Below are 1,521 nucleotides of genomic sequence, written 5' to 3'. Positions count from 1 at the left end.
GTGACGAGGCCGAGGTCCTGTTCTCGTCGCACCACTGGCCGACCTGGGGCAACGCGGAGATCCGGAAGTTCCTGGGCATTCAGCGCGACCTGTACGGCTACCTGCACGACCAGACCCTGCGCCTGTTGAACAAGGGGTACAACGGCGCTGAGATCGCGGAGATGATCCAGATGCCGCCAGCGCTTGAGGCATCTTGGAGCACCCACGGCTACTACGGGTCGGTGAGCCATAACGTCAAGGCGATCTACCAGCGGTATATGGGTTGGTTCGACGGCAACCCCGCCCGGCTGTGGCCGCACCCGCCCAAGCCGCTCGCCGACCGGTACGTCGCAGCGATCGGCGGCGTCGACCGTGTCGTGGAGCTCGCGCAGGAGGCGTTCGACGCCGGGGACTACCGCTGGGCGGCGACACTGCTGGATCACGCGGTGTTCGCCGACGAGGGTCACACGGGTGCGCGCACGCTGTACGCCGACACACTGGAGCAGTTGGCGTACGGCTCCGAGAACGGCACGTGGCGCAACTTCTTCCTCTCGGGCGTCACGGAGCTGCGGGAGGGCAACTTCGGCACACCCACGGTGACCAATGCGCCGCTCATCGTGGCGCAATTGACGCCGGAGCAGCTGTTCGACGCTGTGGCCATCCAGGTCGACGGCCCGAAGGCGTGGGATCTGTCGCTCAACATCGATGTCACACTCACCGACCTCGGCCGCACTTTCCACCTGACCCTCGGCAACGGTGTGCTCACCTACGTGGAGCGCGAGGCCTCGGACGAGACGCCACTGCGCCTCACCCTGACCAAGGCACGCCTGATCCAACTGGCCGGCGGCGACACGCAGTCAGAAGGGATCGAGACCCGCGGCGACGCTGCAGTGCTCACACAACTGCTGTCGGTGCTCGATCCGGGAGACCCGAACTTCAACATCGTCACACCCTGAGCCGAGCGGCGCGCCAGCAACCCCTGTCGACCGATCCCTAGGCCGGACAGGTGGACGCGTCCACCGGCAGGGCGACGAAGGTTCGAACGTCGGTCAACTCGGTGAGACTGCGATGCACACGGACGTGGCAGCCGTGGCAAGCACTACGGCACCCAGCGCGACAATCATCCAGCGGCGAAGATCGGCGCCGTCTTCCTCGGATTTGACCCGCAAGCGCTCGAAGATCCGCCGTGAGCGGATGATCAGACTGATCCCGAATACCGCCAGCGCAATATCGCAATACCCATGGCGTAGGTCGGCCAGGCGATCCATGAGGACGCTCGGCGGTGATTTCGTTGATGCCCCGCTCGACAACGTTCCGGCGTGACGGCGGTGCCGACGCCTATCAAGATGCCGAGGTCAGCCATACGCGTGAAGCGCGCCCTCCCCTGCGTGGAGTCGGATGCGGCCTGCTCCGGCATGTCTGGTCAAGTCCCGTCGTGTGGTGTCATTCCTGCTGTTGCCTGGGGTGGTTGAGGGTCAGGCGGTGAGGTAGAGCTCGGGGCGGGCGGGTTCGGCTGTCTCGTGCAGGGTGTGGACCAGTTTG

The 1,521-nt window shown here is 65.5% G+C and carries 2 protein-coding genes; one reads left to right on the top strand and one right to left on the bottom strand.

Translation table 11 applies throughout. The features are described from left to right. On the top strand, positions 1–935 hold a 935-nt coding region (locus IM767_RS20530; RefSeq protein WP_277925040.1), incomplete at its 5' end, for an alkyl sulfatase dimerization domain-containing protein. A 93-nt stretch (positions 936–1,028) separates the two neighbouring features. Here IM767_RS20530 and IM767_RS20525 read toward each other — a convergent pair. Then, positions 1,029–1,247, bottom strand: coding sequence for a hypothetical protein (locus IM767_RS20525; protein ID WP_109212383.1), 219 nt, complete (start codon positions 1,245–1,247; stop codon positions 1,029–1,031). Positions 1,248–1,521 lie beyond the last annotated feature (274 nt).

This window comes from Microbacterium ureisolvens, assembly GCF_015278315.1.
Classification (GTDB): Bacteria; Actinomycetota; Actinomycetes; order Actinomycetales; family Microbacteriaceae; genus Microbacterium; species Microbacterium ureisolvens.
Note: the sequence above shows the minus strand (reverse complement) of the source record. Positions and strands in the feature narration are given on the sequence as shown.